This is a genomic window from Gemmata algarum (assembly GCF_034097035.1).
Lineage (GTDB): Bacteria > Planctomycetota > Planctomycetia > Gemmatales > Gemmataceae > Gemmata > Gemmata algarum.
In genome coordinates, this window is sequence record NZ_JAXBLV010000233.1 from 39,433 (window position 1) to 56,696 (window position 17,264).

The following is a 17,264-nucleotide window of genomic DNA, read 5'->3' on the forward strand; positions in this document are numbered from 1 at the left end:
GACCGAAATGAAACAGCGGCCCAAACTGCGCGGGCCGCTGGAGGAAGCTATGAAAGTGAGTGGCAGCTCAATGTGCCGCGTCTTGAGTCTTCGAGGTGCCCGCGGCTTCCGCCTCTTTCGCGGCGGCAGCGGCCTTGATCTTCTCGTAAAACTCTGGGTCGTTGCCGCCCTCGTCCGGGCGCGGAGTCATGCCAGTTGCGCGTGACACGACCCATTCCATCGCCGGGAAAAAGCGGATGGCGGTTAGGAACGGGTTGCACCATCCGGTGGTGATACAATAGTTGGCTTGGTATGGCAACTTGTGGTGCTTTTGGTGGTGGTCCTTGGTCAGGATCAGCCGGCAGCTCTGGAGCACGCGAGCAAATCGCGGCGGGTTCTTCATGTGTGCCCACAGGTGGAACTGGCTGGTCCACATCGCGAACGCACCGATCGCCCAAACGAACACCCCGGCGTACAGCCAGCCGATCGGTTCGGTCGGGAAGAACAGCGGCGCGATCAGGAACGGCGACGCGCCGAGAACGTTGTCCCCATTAGTGGTGAAGAAGTTGCTCTTGACCATGTCAAGCGGGTAGGCGTGGTGGAACCGGAACGGCCGCACGAACCGCCAACCGACTAGCGGCGTCTTCGGGGTACCCCACGTGTCGCCGGCCCAGTGTACAAAGCCGGAAACGAAGTCCGCACCGAGCAACCCTAGGGGGATGAGAACCAGCGTCGGCCAGTCCCAGAAGCCGGGCGCGGCAACGAAACGGACCAGGCTAACGATCACCAACGTGACCCCAGCCAGAACAAAAAACACCTCGCTCGGGAGTACCGGGAACTCCGATACATCCGCTGCCCGGGTCCGCTGTATTTTCATTCCAGTGTGTCTCACAGTGTGCCACGAGTCTGCACCGAACCGCAGTGAGATCCGGCGCGCACCTTTTCCGTTGTACGTATTCCCCACCGCATGCCGCCCAGCGCGGCAACGGATTCCTGAAAAATTAGCCACTCCTGCGCTCTTGACTGTCTCTGTGTGTCAGCCAGATTTCGGCGGTGCGGCGCATTACGAACGCCGTTCGACTGGACCGCGTAGTGCGAATTTATCGGAATGATATTGGATGTCAGCGTAGGCCCCATTTGCCGTCATTCGCTTCAACGAAATGACACAACCAATGGTATCGCCGGCGGGAATCGATCTTTGTAACGGTCGCTGAATCTGAGAAACTTGGGAAAGCACCAAAAATCGTGGCGCCTGCGGCATCTGGACAAGGGCCATTCGCCTTACTATTTTTGCGTTTTCACAGCACCCCAGCCCCGATTCCTGGAGGCGTTCATGCGTTGCGCTATTGCGATGCTCGCGCTTGCCGTTTGCACCCCGGGAACCGTTCGAGGCGCGGGGGCGAAGGGGCCGAACGTCCTTTTCCTGTTCGCCGATGACCAGCGCGCCGACACGATCGCGGCCCTCGGCAACCGACACATTCGAACCCCCAACCTCGACCGGCTGGTGAGGCGCGGGGTGTCGTTCGACCGCGCGTACATGCAGGGCGGGCTGAACGGTGCGACGTGCGTGCCGTCGCGGGCAATGCTTCTGTCGGGTCGGTGCCTGTTCCGCATTGATGAGAAACTCCTGCGCGACGAAACTTGGCCGGAGGCGTTCGCGAAAGCGGGGTACGCCACGTTCGCCACCGGCAAATGGCACAACGGCGAGAAGTCGCTCGTGCGCTGCTTCCCGGAGGCCCGCGGGATCTTCGTCGGCGGTATGACGAACCCGCTGAAGGCGCCGCTCGCGGACGTTGAGGGCGGAAAACTGACGGCGCCGAAACTGGGGTCCAAGCACGCGTGCACGGTGTTCGCGGATGAGGCCATCAAGTTCCTGAATCGCAAGCACGAAAAGCCCTTCTTCTGCTACGTCCCGTTCGACGCGCCCCACGACCCGCACATCGTGCCCGACGACTTTCCCATTCGGTACGATGCGGGACAGATCCCACTACCGCACAACTTCTTACCTCAGCACCCGTTCAACAACGGGGAGATGAGCATTCGGGACGAGACCCTGCTCGCGTGGCCGCGCGACCCCAAGCAGGTGCGGGAACTGATCGCCGAGTACTTCCGCTACGTTTCGTACCTCGACTCCGAAATCGGCCGCGTGCTCGATGCCCTCGACAAGTCCCCACACGCCAACAACACAATCGTCGTGTTCGCGGCCGATTCGGGCGTCGCCCGCGGCAGCCACGGACTGATCGGCAAGCAGAACTGTTACGAGCATTCGCTTCGTGTACCGCTCGTGTTCGCCGGTCCTGCGATCGCGCAGCACAAGCGAACGGCCGCGATGTGTTACCTCTTCGACGTGCTGCCCACGCTCGGTAAGTTGTGCGGCGTACCGCCCCCGCGAACGAGTGAGGGGCTCGAGTTTTCGCAGGCTCTGGCCGACCCGACCCGCGCTGCCCGGCCGCACCTCGTGTTCGGGTACAAGAACGTTCAGCGGGCGGTGCGCGACGACCGCTGGAAGCTGATCCGCTACCCGCAAGTCGGCACGACCCAGCTCTTCGACCTCAGAACCGATCCGGACGAAGTGACGGATCTGTCCGCCAAGCCCGAACATGCCGCGCGGGTGAAGGAGTTGCTCACCCTGCTCGGGACCGAACAGCAGCGGTTCGACGACACGGCGCCGCTGAGCGTAGCCAAACCATTCCGAGCCGAATGGACCCCGCCGTCCAAGAAGGAAAAGTAATGAGCACCGAACCGATCGGAGTGAGATACCAAACGGAACCCGGTCTGTCGGTCGATGAGTTCATCGATGTCCTGGTGCGATCCTCGCTGGCCGAACGTCGCCCGATCCACGACCGTGAGGTGATCCGCGGGATGTTGGCCAACGCGCAACTCGTCCTGACCGCCCGGGTCGAAGGTGTGTTGGTCGGCGTCAGCCGGGCCATCACCGACTTCGCCTACTGCACTTACTTGTCAGATCTCGCAGTCGATGAGGCGTTCCAGCGGCGCGGGATCGGGCGCGAGCTCATTCGACACACCCACGAGTCCGCTGGGCTACACACCATGCTGGTGCTGCTCGCGGCGCCGAAAGCCGAGTCCTATTACCCGCACGTCGGGTTGACGAAACGTGATTCCTGCTGGACGATCCCGCGCCAGCCGCGAAGTGATAACACGTAGGCGGACTAATTTTCCAGACAGCACCCGGTATTACTACCGTTCGAGTCGGTTTGGGGAGGCTTCGCTCTGCGAGCCCTGTAAATGCAGTTGCGGACGCGGTACTGGCGCTCGCGGTACCACACCGACCACGCCACCGCGTGCGCAGGTTCAGGCATCCATACCCGGACCACAGCGACCAACAGGACCCGGACTTCGGGCACCGTCCGCCGGGTTGACGTCGCCCACTTTTGAAGCCCCATCCCGAGGCCGACGAAACGCGGAACGTGCGCGAGACGCACCGCGTGTCGCCGGTTGCGAAGTTACACTCCCGCCGCCTTACGCAGAGCGTCGGCCTTATCAGTCTTCTCCCAAGAGAACTGCGGCAGTTCGCGGCCGAAGTGGCCGTGCCGGGCGCTCTCGCGGTAGATGGGGCGGCGCAGATCCAGCGAACCGATGATACCCTTCGGCGTCAGCTCGAAGTGCGTGCGGATCAGCTCGATCAGCTTCGCTTCGGGAACCTTCGCGGTGCCGTTGGTGTTGACCCAGATGTTGAGCGGGTCGGGATACCCGATCGCGTAGGAGAGTTGCACCTCGCACTCGCGCGCCAGCCCGGCCTTCACGATGTTCTTGGCGATGTAGCGGCAGATGTACGCGGCGCTGCGGTCCACCTTGGTCGGGTCCTTGCCACTGAACGCGCCGCCGCCGTGCCGGCCGCGACCGCCGTAAGTGTCGACGATGATCTTGCGCCCGGTCAGCCCGCAGTCGCCGTGCGGGCCTCCCTGGAGGAAGCAACCGGTCGGGTTGATGTGGCAAGCGATGTCGTTCTCACCCAGCGCCGGTGCCTTCTGGCCCGGCGGGATCATTACCAGCTTGCCTTTGATCAGGTCCTTCCGGTCGGCTTCGAGCGTGGGGCGGATCAGTTGATCGATGATGATCTGCCGGGCGTCGTCGGTGAAGTAGTCCTTGCCGTCTTGGGTGGTCATCACCTCGCGGGTGTGCTGGGTGCTCAGCACCACCGTGTGGATGCGGTGCGGAGTACCGTCGGTGTTGTACTCGACGGTCACTTGGCTCTTTGCGTCGGGGCGGAGCCACTTCAGCTTTCCGGTTTTACGCATGTCGGCGTGGTTCGACACCAGCCGGTGCGCCAAGTCGATGGGGAGCGGCATCAGGGTCGGCGTTTCGTCGCACGCGAACCCGAACATGAGCCCTTGGTCGCCGGCGCCACCCACGTCGACGCCCTGACTGATGTGCGGGCTCTGCGCGTGGAGCCGGCAGTCAACTTGGCACGCGTCTGCGGTGAACCCGATCTCCTCGCGCTCGGCTTGGTCCTTTGCGACGTACCCGATTTCGGTGATGACATCGCGCACCAGCGCGTCAACCGCCTGTCGCGTCAGCGGGGCCTTGGTGGTGATTTCGCCCGCGACCACCGCGAGGTCGGTGGTGACGAGCGTTTCGCACGCCACCCGGCTCGCCGGGTCGGTCTTCAAACAGAAGTCGAGGACCGCGTCCGAAATCTGGTCGGCCACTTTGTCGGGGTGGCCCATCGACACCGATTCACTTGTGAACAGATAGCGGCTCGTGGACACGGCAATCCTCTCGTTCGGACGGTCGCGGCGGTGCGCGCACCGGCGTGGACTTCCTGTTTGGAAGGATGCGCGTGTTATACGGCTGGTGGAGGGGCGGGGCAATTCGCTTCGACGCGGTGTTCGCTCGCGCGGGCCGCCACTAGAAATCCCGTCTCGCCCGGTCGCATCTGAGTGAGGCTGTTCACGCAATGCACTTCGTGCCTTCTTACTCCCCGGCCCTTCACACCTCGCGTCGCGCGGGGTTCACGCTGATCGAGCTGCTGGTGGTGATCGCGATCATCGCGGTCCTGATCGGGTTGCTGCTGCCCGCCGTTCAAAAGGTGCGCGAGGCCGCCGCCCGCATGAGCTGCCAGAACAACCTCAAACAGATGGCGCTGGCCCTGACTAACTACGAGGTTCGGAACGGCAAGTACCCTGGGTCGAACACGTTCGGGCCGTACAACGGGTGGCCGGTGCTGATCCTGCCGGACCTCGAACAGGAGGCCGTGCGCAACACCTACGTGGCGACCGCGAACTGGTACGACGCGGTCAACGAGGTGCCGCGGAACAGCAAGGTGAAAACGTTCCTGTGCCCGAGCGCGAACGGGCTCCGTACCGCGCGGTCCGCTGCGCCGGGCGGGCCGGCGTCCTACGCGGCGGCGGCCTGGGACTACTCGAACGTCGCGGTCGTGGCCCTCGCTCTCCTCACCGACCTCGGGTACCAGGACCCGTCGGCCGTGTGGCGCGGGGTGATGAGCTCACAGGGCTCAACGGTCGCACAGATCACCGACGGGTTGTCGAACACGCTTTTACTTGTGGAAGACGCGAACAGACCCGAGTACTGGGTGAAAGGCAAACGGGTCACCGATCGCGACCCGTCGTTCGGCGGCGACGGCACCGCCACCGGTATGCTGATCGGCGGCACCTGGGCGGATCACGACAAGGGCTTCGGGATCGAAGGCACTTCCGCCGACGGGAACACGTTCGTGGGGCCGTGCGCGATCAACTGCAACAACTCGTTCGAAATCTATGCGTTTCACACCGGCGGTGCGAACGTCGCGATGGCCGACGGAAGCGTCCGCTTCTTGCGCGAAGGGATGGCGATCCGCACGCTGGCCGCCCTCGGCACCCGGGGCGGCGGCGAAGTGGTTCCGGCCGACTTTTGAAAAGCAGAAGCCGGACTGGCCGCAAAGAAGTACAAGAGGCACAAAAGGAAACCGAAGCCAGAAAGCAGAAGACGTGGGTTGAAATCACATCTTCTGTCTTCGTCTTTGGATTCCTTTTGTGCCTCTTGTGCTTCTTTGCGGCCAGTCCGGCTTCTGGTTTACTTACCAGCAACGGTGGTGTCGGGCTTCACGGCGGCGACCAACTTCGGGAACGACTCGGTCACGCTCACGCCGGCCTCCACGATCACCCGCTTCTCTTCCGTAATCGTTTTACCATCGACCACGAGTTCGGCCTTCACGTCGTAGAAGAATTTCTGCCCGACTACGAGCGGCGGGGTGTAGAACGTGCGCTCGGTGCCGGTGCCGGGGGCCGGCCGACCGTCAACGAACAGCTTCGCGTTGGCCGGGACCACGAACTTCAGATTCGCACCCATCGTACCGCCGTCGGACGACTTGGGCGCGGCGGGCGGCGGGGCCACCGGGACGGTCATTACCGGCGGGCGGTTCGGGCTAGTGAGGTAAACGCCCCAGACCGCATTCGGATCGGTGTACCCGGCCACGACCGGGGCGCCCGGCCCGTAGCCCGCGAGTCCGGTGTTGTAACCGTGCAGCGTGTACGGCGGCATCCCGATGGGCGGTCCCCAAGTGGAACCGTAGCTGAAGGTGCCCGAGCACCCGGAACAGGAACCGTAGCTCGCGACGTACGAGCCGTAGCACGAGCCGAAGCAGTTGAAGCCGGAGCACGAGTACCCGCTGCATCCGTAGCAAGAGGACCGAAGGCCCAAGAATGCGCTGCGCGCGACGTGACCGTGGCAGGAACCGTGACACGATGAACGGTAGTAATAGGCGCCGGTGCACGAGCCGTGGCACCCGACCGGAATCGCACCACAGCAGCCAGTAGCAACCGGAACGGCAACCGCGGGCGCAGGGGGCGGGGTGACGTCAGCTCCCGCCGACATGGCAGTAAGCATCACGATGCTGTACATAAGTTGCAACCTCTACGACCGAAACACGGAGACGCGGAGAACGCCCCGGATGTTCACGATGGTAGGTCGGTGGCAAAAACTCGTCAAAGGGAAACGGCGCAAACTGGGTGAGATAGGTAGACCGGGATGTCGCTACGATCGGAAATGAAAGGCGCTATAACTAAACTTTTACAGATTGTTAAGCAAAAGTAATGCCATTCGTGGCTGTTGTTTTCGAGTTTTGAGCGGTGGACAAAGCGGCGGGCTACCTGTGCTGGGACCAGGTGGAAGGTACCACATGCGCCACCCGATCCGATAACAGAGTAACCCGCCGAAGGTCTGTCCTATCGTCTCTCTCTCGCGTGCCTCCTGGAGTTCTTCGCGGCGTGCTTTCCGAACCCAGGTCTTCGGCACGCTCACGACGATGGTTCGTTGCCTGGGGCATCTTTCCCGGGCCACGCACCATTTTCGAGGTCGGGCACGCCACCGGTCTTGCCGCGAAGCCGCATCACAACACCGCGTACGCCCCGACGTTCGCTAACATTCTCGGCGCATTACGCCTGAATCTGTGGCACGAGCGAATTGCCACAAAGTTCGGCTCTAGCTTTGTGTCTGCCGATGGCGACCGTTATCGCTTCGGGTACGCTGGCGGGGCGACCACCTTCGGCGGGTTCTTCTTCAGCTCGGCCAGCAGCACCTCGATCGCCTTATTCAATTGCTGGTCCTCCCCGGCGAACTCTTTGGCGGGGTCGTTGTCCACGACGATGTCGGGCGCCACGCCGACGTTCTCCATGATCCACTCCTTGCCGGCCAGGTCGTAGCGCGAGAACTCCGGCTTGCTCAGCGACCCGCCGTCGAGGAGCGGCAGTGAGCCGCGGATGCCGACCACCCCGCCCCAGCTCCGCTTCCCGATGAGCGGCCCCAGCTTGTGGTGCCGGAACCGGTACGAGAAGATGTCGCCGTCCGAGGCTGAGTACTCGTTCAGCAGGCACGCCAGCGGGCCGACGAAGGTGCCGTTCGGGTCGATGCTCGGCTCGGCGTTGCGGGCGATGCCCACCATCGCGGTCTCGCGCCGCAACCGCTCGATCAGCATCGGCGACACGTTGCCGCCGCCGTTGCCGCGCACGTCGATCACCAGCGCCTGCTTCTTGAGCTGCGGGTAATAGTGCTTGGCGAACTCGTTCAGCCCGGTCGCGAGCATGTCCGGGACGTGTAGGTAGCCGACTTTACCGTCGGTCGCGTCGGACACCTTCTTGATGTTCGCCTGCACCCAGGCGTAGTAGTACAGGTCGCTCTCGTCGCTCGTCGGGGTCACGACCACCCGGCGCGCGCCCGCGACCGACGGCTTCGCCGCGACCGACAGCACCACCGGCTTGCCGGCGGCGTTCACCAGCAACTCGTTGATGTTCTTCACGCCGTCGGTGGGCTGGCCGTTCACGGCCACGATCCAGTCGCCGACGGCCACGCTCACGCCCACCTCGGTGAGCGGGGAGCGGCGCTTCGAGACCCAGTTCTCGCCCGGCAGCACGCGGGTGATCTGGAAGAACCCGGTCTGCGGGTCGCGCTTGAACTCGGCCCCGAGCAACCCCTGCGGCACCTTCCGCACCTCCGGCAGTTCGCCGCCGCCGATGTAGGCGTGCCCGGCGTTCAGTTCGGCGATCATTTCGCCGATGATGTAGCTCAGGTCGGCCCGGTGGCCGACGTGCTCCACCAGCGGCTCGTACTTCTTGCGCACCGCCCCCCAGTCCACGCCGTGCAGGCCGGGGTCGTAGAAGAAGTCCCGCATCTGCCGCCAGCACTCGGCGTACATCTGCTTCCACTCGGCCTTCTTGTCGAGGAACACCTCCAGCCCGGACAGGTTCAGCGCCTCGCCGATCGCGATCGGGCCTTTCGGCAGGTCGATGACGCCGTACTTCCCGTCCTTCTGGACGAGCATCTTCTTCCCGTCGGCCGAGACCTCGTACCCGCTGACCGACCCGAGGGCGGTTTCCTTCCGGCTGCTGAGATCGAACACGTACAGTTGCCCCGGGCTGCCGCTGGCGCTGCGCTGATAGTAGATCGCGTTGCCGGCGGCGTGCAGGCTGCCGTAGTTGGCCGCCGGGCCGGGCAGCGCGACGACGCGCCCGCTCAGCCCCTCCAGATCGACCCGCACCGCCGGGGCGTCTTTCTTCTCGTCCTTCTTGTCGTCTTTCTTCGGTTCGGCGGGCTCGTCATCCAGCTTGGGTTTGAGCGGGTTCGGCGTGTCCTTCGCGAGGGTCACGAAGTAGACGCGCTGCATGTCGCGGTACGTGTGGTTCCACTCGGTGCTGCTGTACACCGGGTTGAAGTCGCGCGCGGACACGAAGAACAGGTACTTGCCGTCGGCGCTGAAGGTGGGCGTGTTGGACGCGTACCAGCCGTCGGTGACCGCGGTCGTCTTGGCCGTTTCGAGCGAGTACAGGTAGACCTTCGGCAGCGTGTCCACCTCCTGGCGGCCGAACGCGACCCACTTGGAGTCCGGCGACCACGTGAAGTCGCGGATCTCCCACGCCTTCCCCTGGTCCACCAGCGTCACCTTCTTCGTCTCCACGTCGACGAACTGGAGCCGGAGCTTCTTGTCGCCCCAGAGGATCTTCTTCGAGTCGGGTGACCACTGGAGCTCGTACTTGTACGTGTCCGCGGCGGCGGTGACCGGTTTGGCGGGCGCGCTGCCGTCGGCCGGGCCGACGTGGATCTCGTCCTCGCCGGTGGCGTCCGAGACGAACGCGACGCTCTTGCCGTCCGGGGACCACTTCGGGTTGCGGTCGTGAGCGCCCGGCGTGCGGGTCAGGTTGCGGGTAACGCCGTCGCCGGCCGGGACGGTGAACACGTCGCCGCGGGCGGCGAACAGCGCCCGCTTGCCGTCCGGGGAGAGTTCGAACGCGGTGACCGACTTGCTCACGTCGGTGAGCGCGCCGCGCGCGCCGGCGCGGTCCTCCCGGATGTGAACGGTGACCTTCTCGGATTTGTTGGTTTTCGGGTCGAACTTGTAAATGTACCCGCCGTTCTCGAAGACGATCAGGTCCTTGCCGGCCGACGGGAACTTGATGTCGAACTCGGTGAAGTCGGTGTGACGCTCGGTCTTCTTGGTCGCCGGATCGACGGAGTACAGGTTGTACCGCATGCTCTTGTCGCGGTCCGAGATGAAGTACACCTTGTCCCCGATGAACATGGGGAAGATGTCCTGGCCCGGGTCGTCCGTAAGCTGCTCGGTCTTCTTGGTAGCGAAGTCGTATAGCCACACATCGTCGGCCATGCCGCCGCGGTACCGCTTCCAGGTGCGGAACTCGCGGAAGATGCGGTTGTACGCGAGCTTCTTGCCGTCAGCCGAGTAGCTGGCGAACCCGCCGCGCGGCAGCGGCAACTCCTCCGGCACCCCGCCCTCGACAGGGACCGTAAACAGTTGCCCGACGAAGTCGTTGAACGACCGCATCCGCGACCGGAACAGCACGCTCTTCCCGTCCGGGGTCCACCCGATGACGACGTTGTTCGGCCCCATCCGGTCGGACACCTCGTCGCGCCCGAGCGTGGCGGTGTAGGTGAGCCGCTTCGGCTCGCCGCCGGCGGCGGGCACCACGAACACCTCGGTGTTGCCGTCGTACTGGCCGGTGAACGCGACCAGTGAGCCATCCGGGCTGAACCGCGGGAACATCTCGAACCCGGGGTGCGACGTGATCCGCCGCGCGGTGCCGCCGGCCGCGGGCACGGTGTACAGGTCGCCGGCGTAGGTGAAGACGATCTGGTCGCCGTGGACCGCCGGGAAACGGAGCAGCCGCGCTTCGTCCGGCACGGCCTGGGCGTGCGCGGCGCCGAGCGTGACCGCCGTTAGTGCGAACAGCAGGGATCGATGCATAAGGGGTCCCGATTGAGAGCGAACGTGATGTGCCAATTGTCGTGGCCCGGCGCCGGGCGTCAACACCACGGCTGAGCCGCCCGCTCCGTGATGCGTGCGGTGCTGGCGCGGGATCGCGGGTCGGTTACGGTTGCGCACGGTACCGCGCTTGCGGTCAGTTGCTCGCCGGCGCCGGAGCGCCCGATTGCGCGCTCTTGGGCGATCCGACGCCGGGCACGTAAGATACCTTAAAACGCTCACTCACAACGGCACGCGAGCAGCCAAATGGCCGGTTCGACTTCCACCGTTCGGCACCCCAAGGACAAGAAAGACGGCTCACTCACGGCGGCGAACGCGTTCCTCCGGGCGGTGTTCGACTCCAGCGTCGGCGCGAAGGTGATCGTGGCACTCAGTGGGCTGGGGCTGACTGGGTTTGCCGTGTTTCACATGATTGGCAACCTGAAGGTGTTCAGCGGGCCGGACGCGATCAACGGCTACGCGTACTTCCTGAAACATGACCTGGGACTTCTGATCTGGATCGCCCGGGCCGGGTTGCTCGGCATCTTCCTGTTGCACCTCACGCTCGCGATCCGGTTAAGCATGCGGTCGCGGGCCGCGCGGCCGGTGCCGTACCTGTACCCGGGACGGGTACAGGCCAGCGCGGCCAGCCGCACCATGATCTACAGCGGCGTGGTGGTGGGCCTGTTCATCGTTTTCCACTTGGCGCATTACACGTTTGGTGCCGTGTCCGGCGCCGAAGTTGAACCCGGCAAGGTCGTGAACTACCTCGACCTGAAGGACGCGAAGGGCCGGCACGACGTGTACAGCATGCTGGTGGCTGGGTTTCGCACCCCGTGGCTGAGCGCGCTGTACATCGTGGCCAACCTGGTTCTGTTCGTCCACCTGCTGCACGGCGTCCAGAGCGCGTTCCAGACGCTCGGGTTGAAGAACAACCGGTTCGCCCCCGCGATCTGGTTCGTGGGGTTCGCCGTCGCGGCCCTGATCCTCGCAGGCAACTTGGCGATCGTGATCGGCGTTTGGGAAGGCACCCTTGCCCCGCCGCTGTACAAGGGCGCCTGAGGCGCACCACATTGCCGAGCGGCGTCCGTCGTATCCTCACGCACAGCACCCCGCCGACGCGGTCGGGGCTTGACGGAGACCACCATGCAACTCGACGCGAAAGTTCCGGGCGGGCCGACCGCCGAGAAGTGGACCCGGTTCAAGAAGGAACAGCGGCTCATCAACCCGGCCAATAAGGCGAAGTACAACGTCATTGTGGTCGGCACAGGTCTGGCCGGTGCGGCTGCCGCGGCGTCGCTGGCCGAGCTCGGCTACAAGGTCCACAGCTTTTGTTTCCAGGACTCCCCACGCCGGGCGCACTCGATCGCGGCGCAGGGCGGGATTAACGCCGCCAAGAACTACCGCAACGACGGCGACAGCGTCCACCGGCTCTTCTACGACACCGTGAAGGGCGGCGACTTCCGCTCGCGCGAGGCCAACGTCCACCGGCTCGCCGAGGTGTCGGTGAACATCATCGACCAGTGCGTGGCCCAGGGCGTTCCGTTCGCGCGCGAGTACGGCGGCCTGCTCGACACCCGCAGCTTCGGCGGCGCGCAGCTCCAGCGCACGTTCTACTGCCGCGGGCAGACCGGCCAGCAACTCCTGCTCGGCGCCTACCAGGCGCTGTCTCGGCAGATCGGGCTGGGCGCGGTGAAGATGTACCCGCGGTGCGAGATGCTCGACCTCGTGGTGATCGACGGTCGCGCCCGCGGCATCGTCACCCGGCACCTCGAAACCGGCAAAATCGAATCGTTCTCCGCCGACGCCGTGGTGCTCGCCACCGGCGGCTACGGCAACGTGTTCTACCTGAGCACCAACGCCATCGGCTGTAACGTCACCGCGACGTACCGGGCGTACAAGCGCGGGGCCGCGTTTGCCAACCCGTGCTACACCCAGATCCACCCGACCTGCATCCCGGTGAGCGGCGACCACCAGTCGAAGCTCACGCTGATGAGCGAGTCCCTTCGCAACGACGGCCGCGTGTGGGTGCCGAGGGACAAGGCGGACTGCGGCAAGCACCCGAGCGAGATCCCCGAGGACCGGCGCGACTATTACCTGGAGCGCAAGTACCCGAGCTACGGGAACCTCGCGCCCCGCGACATCGCGAGCCGGGCCGCCAAGGAGGCGTGCGACGACGGCCGCGGGGTCGGGCCGGGGGCACGCGGGGTGTACCTCGACTTCGGCGCGGCCATCGCGAAGCAGGGCCGGGACCGGATTCAGGCCAAGTACGGCAACCTGTTCGAGATGTACGAGCGCATCACCGCCGAGAGCGGTTACGATCGCCCGATGCGCATTTACCCCGCCGTCCACTACACGATGGGCGGGCTGTGGGTGAACTACGAACTGATGTCCAACATCCCGGGGCTGTTCGTGGCCGGGGAGGCGAACTTCTCCGACCACGGGGCGAACCGCCTGGGCGCGTCGGCCCTCATGCAGGGCCTCGCGGACGGCTACTTTGTGCTACCGTACACGCTCACTCACTGGCTCGCGGGCGAGAAGGCCGGCGTTACCCCGCTCGACCACGCCGAGTTCAAGCGGTGCGAGGCGGAGGCTACGGAGCGGATCAAGAAGTTGCTGTCCATTAAGGGGAAGAAGACGCCCAACGAGTTCCACCGCGAGGTGGGCCACGTGATGTGGGAAAAGGTGGGCATGGCGCGCTCGAAGGAGTCGCTCGAGGCCGCCATCAAGCGGATGCAGGAGCTCCGGGCGGAGTTCTGGGAGAACCTCTCCGTCCCCGGCAGCGAGGCGGACCTGAACACGGCGCTAGAACGTGCGAACCGCGTGTCGGACTTCCTGGAGTTCGGTGAACTGCTCGCCCGCGACGCCCTGGTGCGCGAGGAGAGCTGCGGCGGTCACTTCCGGGTCGAACACCAGACTCCGGACGGCGAGGCCAAGCGCAACGACGAGCGGTTCTGTCACGTCGCCGCGTGGGAATACGCCGGGCCGGGAAAGACGCCCATCCGCAACGAAGAGCCGCTCACGTTCGAAACCGTTAAACTGGTCGAGCGCAGCTACAAGTAAAAATGCGAGCGGCCCGTGGTTGACAACCACGAGCCGCACTGGTTGTGGATTTTCAGCCCGTTTTCTCAAGGTCTGCCGGTAGAGGGCAAAAGGCGCCGGATTGGTCGGACACGCGATTGGGCATAGGCATATGGCCCTTGGTAGTCGGCAGGTGTTCACCGTCGGGCTGGCTCTGACTCGAAGGGATATTGACTCCTAAACGGGCGGTAGGTTAAGTTTTCCGAATACTCCCGCACAGCCGGCCCACGGACGGGTTGCCGATGATGAACCGCCCGCCCCTCGCGATCCCAGCCGACAGCGCACCGGCGCCCGCAAGAGAGTCTCCCGTCGCGTGGGACGAGTCGTCGTGCCCGCTGTGCGGGTCTGACGCGGACACGGGGCCGCCGGTGCTCGAAGCTCCGGACCCGCTCCCACCACCAAAAACAGGCTTGGTATTCGCCGTCGTTAAGTGCCGGCGGTGCGGCCTCATGTTCACGAACCCACGGCCGAGTGAACGCGCAATCACCCGCTTCTACCCGCCGGATTACGAGCCACACCGCCGGCCCCGGGCGTCGCGCCGGTCGCGCCGGGTGCGGCCGTTCCTCTCGCGGTTATTCGGCCGCCCGTGCGCCGAACGTCGGGGCGCGCTGCCCTGGCCCGGTCCCGGACGGCTCCTCGACTTCGGGTGCGGCACGGGTGGGTTTCTCAAAACGATGGCCGATCGGGGCTGGGCGGTCACCGGGATAGATTCCTGCCCTGGGGTAATCGATGCCGTACGTGCCAACTACGGCTTGCCCGCTCTGGTAGGGACACTGCCTCACCCCGGCCTTTCCCCAGGATCGTTCGACGTGGTGACCCTGTGGCACTCGCTTGAACACGTCCACAGGCCCCTCGAACTGCTGCGCGAAGCGTTCAAGCTTTTGATACCGGGAGGGAAGCTGATCGTTGCGACCCCGAACATCGAGAGCGCTCCGTATCGGCTGTTCGGTCCGGCGTGGTTCGGGCTGGATCTGCCGCGGCACCTCACGCACTTCACCCCCGGCACACTGACGGCCATGCTCCGGGCGGCCGGGTTCCGTGCGACCCCGGTGCGTCAGTTCCGACACAGCGACTGGCTCCGCATGAGCGCGCGACGGGCGGCTGACACCGGAGCGGTAGAGCCGTTCGCTCGCCTTCTTCAGTGGAAACCCGCGTCACGACTGGCGGCGTGGTTGTGTTACGTCGCCGGCGCGTCGGACTGTATCGTGTGTGTCGCTGAACGCCCAGCTTAGATGTTTTCTTATTGTGAATGTTAGGCGGATTTGAAATGCACCTCGCCCGCGGTTCACAGGCCTCTTGTTTCGACTACGAGATCGGGTCAACATTGGCCTCTGGGCAGGCGGGGACTCGCCGAACCTCCTGATTCACGGTCCAGTTGTTTGTGCCCGTTTGTGGCCGATTCATTTGTGGCATCAACCTTCCTACCCTGTGCAACTTCCGAGTTCAGTCCAGGTAGGAAGATCGGTGCCAGAAGAATCAGACGTAGCCAGCCGAATCGTGTGTGAGTTGAGTGCCAGAGCCGGCGACCATCCGATCGGTGCTCGTCCAAGTGAGCGGAGCGATTGAGCCCGGACAAGACCCATCGGCCCACTCAGCTCTGCAAGTGATTCAAGTTTCTCATCAACATCGGAATTCAACTGGCCGTTGGTTCCGATCCATAAGGAATTCGGAGCCGCTCGTCCTTCGTCACGGAGTCGCCGCAGTGTAGAGCTTGCGCTCGCGAACGTATTCCTCCACCGCCCGCGGAACCAAGTAGCGGATGCTCATCCCGTCTGTGATCGCGCGGCGCAATTCGCGGCTCGCGATCTCGATCATCGGACACGCCACGAACTGTAACCGCACCGTCGATTCGGGCAAACCCATTGCGTGCGCGAGCCTAGCTGCCGTCCAGAGCATCACGCCGGGGCGCGGCACCACGACCAACCCGGCCCGCTCCACAACCTGACGCGGCTCGTACCAGCCGGGCAGGTCCGGGAGGCAGTCCGATCCCATCAGCAGGAAGAACTCGTTCCCGGGGTGGCGCGCGTGCAGTTCCGCGAGCGTGTTGGCCGTAAAGCTCGGCGGCGGGAGTTCCTTCTCGATCCGGTTCACCTGAAACGCCGGGTGCCCGGCGGTCGCCAGTTCGATCATCTCGCAGCGCTGCTCGAACCGCGTGATGTCCTTCGCCTTGTGCGGCGGCGCGTAGCTCGGGACGAACCACACCTGATCCAGCCCGGCCTGCGCGCGGCACTGCTCGGCCAGAATCAGGTGGCCCATGTGAACCGGATCGAACGTGCCGCCGAAAATACCGATGCGCATATGCAGGCCATCAAGAACAGGAGTAATGGCCGCAAAGAAGCACAACAGGCTCAGAAGAAGGCGAGCGACGCAAACGCGCTCGCCCTCGATTCCTTGGCTTTTTGGGGGCCTGTTGTGTTTCTTTGCGGCCATTACTCTTCTTATGACTTTGGCAGCGCGTCCCGTAACTCGGCCGCGGCCTGTTCCGGTGCGACGGTCGTGATGTGGCACCCGAAGCCCCATTCCAGACCGGCCGGGCGGGCGGTCCGCGGGAGCACTTCGAGGTGCCAGTGGTAGTGCGGTAGTTCGCCGGTGCGTAAGGGCGACGTGTGCAGGAACCAGTTGTACGCCGGCGCGTTCTGAACGCGGTCGAGTGCAACCAGCGCCCGCTTCAGGAGGGCGGCGAGTTCGTCTGCCCCTGCGTCGGTGAGCGCCTCGTACCGGGACTCGTGCGCGACCGGTAGGAAGCACATTTCATACGCGAACCGCGGTGCAAATGCGGTTACGATCACGAACCGCTCCGACCGGGCCACGACCCGCGATCCGTCGGCCAATTCGTCGCGCACCAGGGTGCAGAACACGCACCGGCCGGTGCGCGCGTAATGACCTTCGGCGCCGTCCAGCTCGGTGCGCATCAGCTCGGGCACCACGGGCGTGGCGATCATCTGCGAGTGCAAGTGGCCGAGCGACGCCCCCGCCTCCGCGCCCACGTTTTTGAACACCGACACGTGTGCGAGGCGCGGGTCGGCCGCCAGTGCCGTCATCCGCGCGCGGTACGCCCGGAACACGTCGGCGAACTGCTTGTCACTGAGCTGCGTGGGGTCGTCGTAGTGCTGCGCGCAGTCGATGAGCACCTCGGCGGTGCCGAACGCCGGCGCGGTCACGAACAGGTCTGCCGTGGCGGGCGCTTGCGCATCCACATCGGGGCGAACGGCCGGGTACATGTTCGGCACAATGCGGAGGTGCCAGCCGGGGCCGTCGGGCGCGGTCCCGGCGTCGCGCACCGCGTACACCTCGTTCGGGGTGTCGGCCTCCTGCCCCGGGCAGAACGGGCACGGGTGCCGCTCGCCGTTGGTGCGGTGCGTCGGTGCGTGCCCGGGCAGGTTGATGGGCCGCTGGGCGCGCTGCGGGGCGATCAGCACCCACCGCCCGGTGACCGGGGCGCGGCGCAGTTGGGGATCATCCTTCATGTTCATAGCGTAGAGCGCGACCGCGCTCG

Annotated in this window: 12 protein-coding genes; 6 read left to right on the forward strand and 6 right to left on the reverse strand. The window is 64.8% G+C overall.

What is annotated here, in order from left to right; genetic code table 11:
- Positions 1–67: 67 nt before the first annotated feature.
- Positions 68–766 carry a fatty acid desaturase CarF family protein gene (locus tag R5W23_RS28980; protein ID WP_320689394.1) on the reverse strand — a complete coding sequence of 233 codons (699 nt, stop codon included), beginning with the start codon at positions 764–766 and terminating at the stop codon, positions 68–70.
- Positions 767–1,312: 546 nt separating this feature from the next.
- On the opposite strand from R5W23_RS28980, the gene R5W23_RS28985 reads away from it, so the two are divergent.
- Together R5W23_RS28985 and R5W23_RS28990 are read left to right on the forward strand one after the other, a co-directional pair.
- Positions 1,313–2,710 (forward strand): sulfatase-like hydrolase/transferase, encoded by a 1,398-nt coding sequence (locus R5W23_RS28985; protein WP_320689395.1) that lies wholly within the window; start codon positions 1,313–1,315, stop codon positions 2,708–2,710.
- Positions 2,710–3,144: a GNAT family N-acetyltransferase gene (locus R5W23_RS28990; protein ID WP_320689396.1), complete on the forward strand. Its 435-nt coding sequence runs from the start codon at positions 2,710–2,712 to the stop codon at positions 3,142–3,144. The genes R5W23_RS28985 and R5W23_RS28990 overlap by 1 nt, the downstream gene beginning before the upstream one ends.
- A gap of 299 nt (positions 3,145–3,443) precedes the next feature.
- Here the strand turns inward: R5W23_RS28990 and R5W23_RS28995 are convergent, their stop codons facing one another.
- On the reverse strand, positions 3,444–4,709 hold the full coding sequence (locus R5W23_RS28995) for a methionine adenosyltransferase (RefSeq protein ID WP_261186672.1): 1,266 nt from the start codon (positions 4,707–4,709) through the stop codon (positions 3,444–3,446).
- A gap of 197 nt (positions 4,710–4,906) precedes the next feature.
- Here R5W23_RS28995 and R5W23_RS29000 point away from each other — a divergent pair, with 197 nt between their 5' ends.
- Positions 4,907–5,854 (forward strand): DUF1559 family PulG-like putative transporter, encoded by a 948-nt coding sequence (locus R5W23_RS29000; protein ID WP_320689397.1) that lies wholly within the window; start codon positions 4,907–4,909, stop codon positions 5,852–5,854.
- Between the two features lie 158 nt (positions 5,855–6,012).
- Here R5W23_RS29000 and R5W23_RS29005 read toward each other — a convergent pair whose 3' ends face one another.
- Both R5W23_RS29005 and R5W23_RS29010 read right to left on the reverse strand, forming a co-directional pair.
- The gene (locus R5W23_RS29005) at positions 6,013–6,639 is read right to left on the reverse strand and encodes a TIGR03000 domain-containing protein (RefSeq protein ID WP_320689398.1); all 627 of its coding nucleotides are present in this window, start codon (positions 6,637–6,639) and stop codon (positions 6,013–6,015) included.
- An 808-nt stretch (positions 6,640–7,447) separates the two neighbouring features.
- Positions 7,448–10,690: a S41 family peptidase gene (locus R5W23_RS29010; protein ID WP_320689399.1), complete on the reverse strand. Its 3,243-nt coding sequence runs from the start codon at positions 10,688–10,690 to the stop codon at positions 7,448–7,450.
- Positions 10,691–10,954: 264 nt separating this feature from the next.
- On the opposite strand from R5W23_RS29010, the gene R5W23_RS29015 reads away from it, so the two are divergent.
- From R5W23_RS29015 to R5W23_RS29025, 3 genes are all read left to right on the forward strand, one after another.
- The gene (locus R5W23_RS29015; RefSeq protein ID WP_261186676.1) at positions 10,955–11,749 is read left to right on the forward strand and encodes a succinate dehydrogenase cytochrome b subunit; all 795 of its coding nucleotides are present in this window, start codon (positions 10,955–10,957) and stop codon (positions 11,747–11,749) included.
- Between the two features lie 84 nt (positions 11,750–11,833).
- Entirely contained in the window at positions 11,834–13,750 is a 1,917-nt protein-coding gene (locus tag R5W23_RS29020) for a fumarate reductase/succinate dehydrogenase flavoprotein subunit (protein ID WP_320689400.1), read from the forward strand.
- Positions 13,751–14,217: 467 nt separating this feature from the next.
- Complete coding sequence (locus R5W23_RS29025) at positions 14,218–15,000, forward strand: class I SAM-dependent methyltransferase (protein ID WP_320689401.1); 783 nt, start codon at positions 14,218–14,220, stop codon at positions 14,998–15,000.
- 454 nt (positions 15,001–15,454) lie between these two features.
- Here the strand turns inward: R5W23_RS29025 and nadD are convergent, their stop codons facing one another.
- Together nadD and R5W23_RS29035 are read right to left on the reverse strand one after the other, a co-directional pair.
- Positions 15,455–16,066 carry a nicotinate-nucleotide adenylyltransferase gene (gene nadD / locus R5W23_RS29030; RefSeq protein WP_261190194.1) on the reverse strand — a complete coding sequence of 204 codons (612 nt, stop codon included), beginning with the start codon at positions 16,064–16,066 and terminating at the stop codon, positions 15,455–15,457.
- Between the two features lie 140 nt (positions 16,067–16,206).
- On the reverse strand, positions 16,207–17,235 hold the full coding sequence (locus R5W23_RS29035) for a galactose-1-phosphate uridylyltransferase (RefSeq protein WP_320689402.1): 1,029 nt from the start codon (positions 17,233–17,235) through the stop codon (positions 16,207–16,209).
- Positions 17,236–17,264 lie beyond the last annotated feature (29 nt).